Genomic DNA, 4082 nt, shown 5'->3' with positions numbered 1-4082 from the left:
ACATTGTTGCAGCGCGGGCTTCTGGCCCGCGTTTTTGTCTTCAGCCAAAGGTCTCCTTCAGCCACGTCTTCGGCAGCGCCGGCACGAAATTCCCGTCGCGTCCGGTCATATCGTCATTGGCAACCAGCGCGTTGAGGATTGCTTCCTCCACGGTCTGGATCACCGCATCGAAAAACGGATCGATGTCGGTATCGGGAATAAAATCGGCACTGGCGATGCGGCCGGATGGCGCCCGCGCGGCGCTCGCATTGGCGGTCGAGAAGGCGATGAAAATGTCGCCTGAACTGTGATACCCGAAGCCTCCGGTCATGGCGACGCCAAGCGGCACCCGTCGGGCCAGCCGCTTCATCTGATGCGGCAGGAACGGTGCGTCGGTGGCGATGACGGCGATGATCGAACCCTTTTCGGCGCGCGGTGTGCCTTCGCGGACAGCCGGTTCGACGAGTTGCGGCCCGGCGCGCAGGCCGCGAATGGCAATATTGCGCCGTTTGCCAAAATTGGACTGCACGAAGGCGCCGACCGTATAGGCACGGCCGTGCCATTCGACGATGCGCGATGCCGTGCCGGAGCCGGCCTTGAAGCCGAAGGTGATCATGCCGGTGCCGCCGCCGACGCTGCCTTCCTCGATCGGTCCGCCGGCGGCACCGTCGAGGGCCTGCGCAACATGCTCCGACGTCAAATGGTGGCCGTTGATGTCGTTGAGGAAGCCGTCATAGGTCTCCGCCGCCACCGGCAGTCCCCAGCCGCTGTCAAGCGCCGCCGGCAGCACGCTTTGCATCCAGCGCAGCGTGCCGTCGCGGGAAACGCCGCAGGAATGCGTGTTGGTGATGGTGATCGGGAAGTTGAAAGCGCCGGTTTCCTCGACGATGTGCGAGCCGGTCAGTTCGCCGTTTCCGTTCTGGCTGAAGATCCCGGCGAAGACCGGGTTGGCGAGGTCGGCAAGCGGCCTGGGCAGGATCGCGGTCACGCCGGTGCGAACCGGTCCCTCGCCGACGACAAGCGTGCCATCGCCCGAGATCAGCGTCGCATAGCCGACCGCGACGCCGGGCACATCGGTGATCGCGTTGAACGGTCCAGGCCGTCCGTCGAAGCCGATGCCGAAATTTCGCGCGCGCGGTTTGCCTGAGGGCGTTGCCAGATGATGCGGATTGTCGGTCATGGTGTCAGAATAGGGATCCCTGATTGCCAGGCTCTTTGGCCTTGGCCGCCGGCTTGGCCACGGCTTTCGGTTTTGCCGTGCCGCTGATTGCCACCGCATCGGCGGTCCCGTCGGCGAACTCGAGCGAAAGCGCCATTCCCGACACCACGTCGGCAGCCTGCTTGACGACGGCGCCGTCCGCATCCCTCACCAGCGCAAAGCCGCGGGCCAGGACGGCCTTGTGCGACAGCGACGCCATCAACCTGTCGGCCTGGACGACGCGGCCGCGCAGGCGCTCCAGCCTGAGCACCACTGCTTGCGTGCCGCGTCTTGTCAAAGCTGTCAGCAAATCCCTCTGCACGCGTTGCCGCCGTGCCGTCGGCTCGATCGTGATGCGGCCTTGCAGCATGGCCAGTTGCTGCTTGTGCCGCTGCAGCGAAGCCCTGGCACATTTTGGCAATTGATCCGCCGCCCGGTTAAGCTCCGCACGCCGGGCTCTTGCCATCGCACGCAGTGCCCCTTGTGCTCGCAAAAGATTGCGTTCGTTGGTGCGCCGGGCCTCTGCAATGCGCTGCGACAGCATTGCCGGTGTCAGTTTCACGGCAAAAAACCTTGCACGCTTGCGTTCGGTGGAGACCAACAGGCCCCGGCCGAGCCTGGATGTCGCCTCATCGAGGCGCCGGCGCGGCAGCGCCAGCAATTGATCGGGCGAGGGCAGAGCCCGGGCGGCGGCACGGGCGGCCTGCCGCTTGCGCTCGAAATTGCGCAGCACCGCCGCTTTCAGCCGCGCACCGAGGCTGGCAAGCGTTGCTTCGAGGTCGGCCTTCACCGGCACGGCGATTTCGGCCGCGCCTGTCGGTGTCGGCGCCCGCACGTCGGCGACGAGGTCGATCAGCGTCCAGTCGGTCTCGTGGCCGACAGCCGAGATCACCGGAATGCCGGAAGCGGCAACCGCGCGGGCGAGCGCCTCGTCGTTGAACCCCCAGAGGTCTTCGAGGCTGCCGCCGCCACGCGCCACGATCAACAGATCGGGCCGCTGGATGGCGCCATCCCATGCCAGCGCGTTGAAGCCGTTGACCGCGGCTGTCACTTCCGCGCCTGACGTCTCGCCCTGAACACGCACCGGCCAGACCAGGACATGCAGCGGAAAGCGGTCCTTGATGCGGTGGATGATGTCGCGGATGACGGACCCTGTCGGCGAGGTGACGACGCCGATGACGCGCGGCATAAACGGCAGCAGCCGCTTGCGACCGGTGTCGAACAGCCCCTCGGCCTGCAGCCGCCGCTTGCGCTCTTCCAGCAGCGCCATCAGGGCGCCGGCGCCGGCAGGCTCCAGATTGTCGATGACGATCTGGTAGTTGGATTTGCCGGGATAGGTGGTGAGCTTGCCGGTGGCGATCACCTCCATGCCCTCTTCGGGACGGAACTTCAGCCGGCTCATCGTGCCTTTCCACACCACGGCGTCGAGCCGCGCGCGGTCGTCCTTCAGCGCGAAATAGGCATGACCTGAGGAATGCGGCCCGCGATAGCCTGATATCTCGCCACGCACCCGCACATTGCCGAAAACGTCCTCGACCGTGCGCTTCAGCGCGCCGGAAATCTCGCTCACCGTATATTCGGCGGCGTTGGTGCGTGATTCGGATGCTGCTTCGCTCATCCGTCGATTGGGGAACGGTTGGGCGCCCGCGTCAAGGCGGTTGCGTCGGGCCAGCCGTTCATAACCCGCACACCTGGCCCTGCCTACCAGCCGGGCAGGATCTGGTTCGGCTTGGTTCGCCGCAGCTTGGTGAAGGCAAGCGCTGCGAAATCGAACGTTCCGGGGTCTTCGCCGACCGGCACCGAGATGTTGTCCAGGCTTTCCGAAATATGGCGGGCGAGCGCATCGACGATCTCCGGCCGCGACGTCTGGCCGCGCATGATGCCGATGCGGCAATCGGGCAGGGCGCCGAAGCCGTCGGCTTCGCCCAGCACCCGCATACCGGGTCTGAGCGCGCATTCCGGCAGCACCGAGATTGCCAGCCCGGAAAGAACCGCGGCGGTGATGACGGTGGCCGAGAAACTGGTGAACAGGATGCGATAGTCGCGGTTCTGCTGGTCGAGCACATCGACCGCGGCGCGCCGCCAGATGCAGTTCGGCCGGCCGAAGGCCATCGGCAGCGTTTCCTGCTCATGCGTGGCATGGTTGGCCGAGGTGACCCACAGCAGCGGTTCGCGCCGCACCACCTCCGACTGGCCGCGTACGTCGTTGTGCGTCACCAGCGCGAGATCGAGATTGCCGCGCTTGATATGCTCGACCAGCCCCGGCGTCGGCTCGCAGATGACGGTGAGTTCGACGCGCGGATTGGAGCGGGTGAACCGTGCCATGATCTCGGGCAGGAAACGATCGGCGTAGTCGTCGGGCGTGCCGATGCGGATCGTGCCTTCGAGCCGCCGGTCGTCGAAGGCCGCCAGGGTCTCGCGGTTGAGATAGAGCAGCCGCCGCGCATAGGAGAGCAGCTTGTCGCCTTCCTCGGTCAGCCTGTTGGTGCGTCCGTCCTTTTCGAACAGCGGCTTGCCGATCCGCTCCTCCAGCCGGCGCATCTGCATCGACACCGCTGACTGGGTCCGGTGCACCTCTTCGGCTGCTCGCGTGAAGCTGCCGGTATCGGCGATCGAGATGAAGGTCTGCAATTGATCGAGATCGAGCGGCGATTTCATCGATATGATCCATCACTGGTGTTGATGGTAAAGATTAGAAACATTCGTTGGATTAATCAATCGGCCGATGGCAAATTGGCATTGTCCACATGAAGGCATGTGAATCGAAGCCGGAACGGCCGCTGTCGCCAGCGCCGATCGCAAGGCTTTGCCCGTTCGAGTCTGAAGGAGACCGACAATGACCACGTTCGATTTCGCCACCGAGACCTCGCGCATCACCTCGCGTCCGGCCGTTGCGACGCGCGTG

The 4082-nt window shown here is 65.1% G+C and carries 4 protein-coding genes; all 4 read right to left on the bottom strand.

Annotated elements, in window-relative coordinates; genetic code table 11:
• Positions 1-40: 40 nt before the first annotated feature.
• On the bottom strand, positions 41-1159 hold the full coding sequence (locus EN925_RS25945; protein WP_127367110.1) for a P1 family peptidase: 1119 nt from the start codon (positions 1157-1159) through the stop codon (positions 41-43).
• Between the two features lie 4 nt (positions 1160-1163).
• Positions 1164-2795, bottom strand: a complete 1632-nt coding sequence (gene xseA / locus EN925_RS25940; protein ID WP_127367109.1) for an exodeoxyribonuclease VII large subunit — start codon at positions 2793-2795, stop codon at positions 1164-1166.
• An 83-nt stretch (positions 2796-2878) separates the two neighbouring features.
• Positions 2879-3835 (bottom strand): LysR substrate-binding domain-containing protein, encoded by a 957-nt coding sequence (locus EN925_RS25935; RefSeq protein ID WP_013530338.1) that lies wholly within the window; start codon positions 3833-3835, stop codon positions 2879-2881.
• Between the two features lie 12 nt (positions 3836-3847).
• A partial coding sequence (locus EN925_RS40210) for a hypothetical protein (RefSeq protein ID WP_206632920.1) occupies positions 3848-4082 on the bottom strand: 235 nt, incomplete at its 5' end.

The sequence above is a fragment of the Mesorhizobium sp. M7A.F.Ca.US.006.04.2.1 genome (assembly GCF_004022915.1).
GTDB lineage: Bacteria > Pseudomonadota > Alphaproteobacteria > Rhizobiales > Rhizobiaceae > Mesorhizobium > Mesorhizobium ciceri.
Note: the sequence above shows the minus strand (reverse complement) of the source record. Positions and strands in the feature narration are given on the sequence as shown.

Coding starts and splice junctions, on each gene's coding strand:
- EN925_RS25945 (WP_127367110.1), bottom strand. CDS start 1,159: ATGACCGACAATCCGCATCATCTGGCAACGCCCTCAGGCAAACCGCGC.
- xseA (WP_127367109.1), bottom strand. CDS start 2,795: ATGAGCGAAGCAGCATCCGAATCACGCACCAACGCCGCCGAATATACG.
- EN925_RS25935 (WP_013530338.1), bottom strand. CDS start 3,835: ATGAAATCGCCGCTCGATCTCGATCAATTGCAGACCTTCATCTCGATC.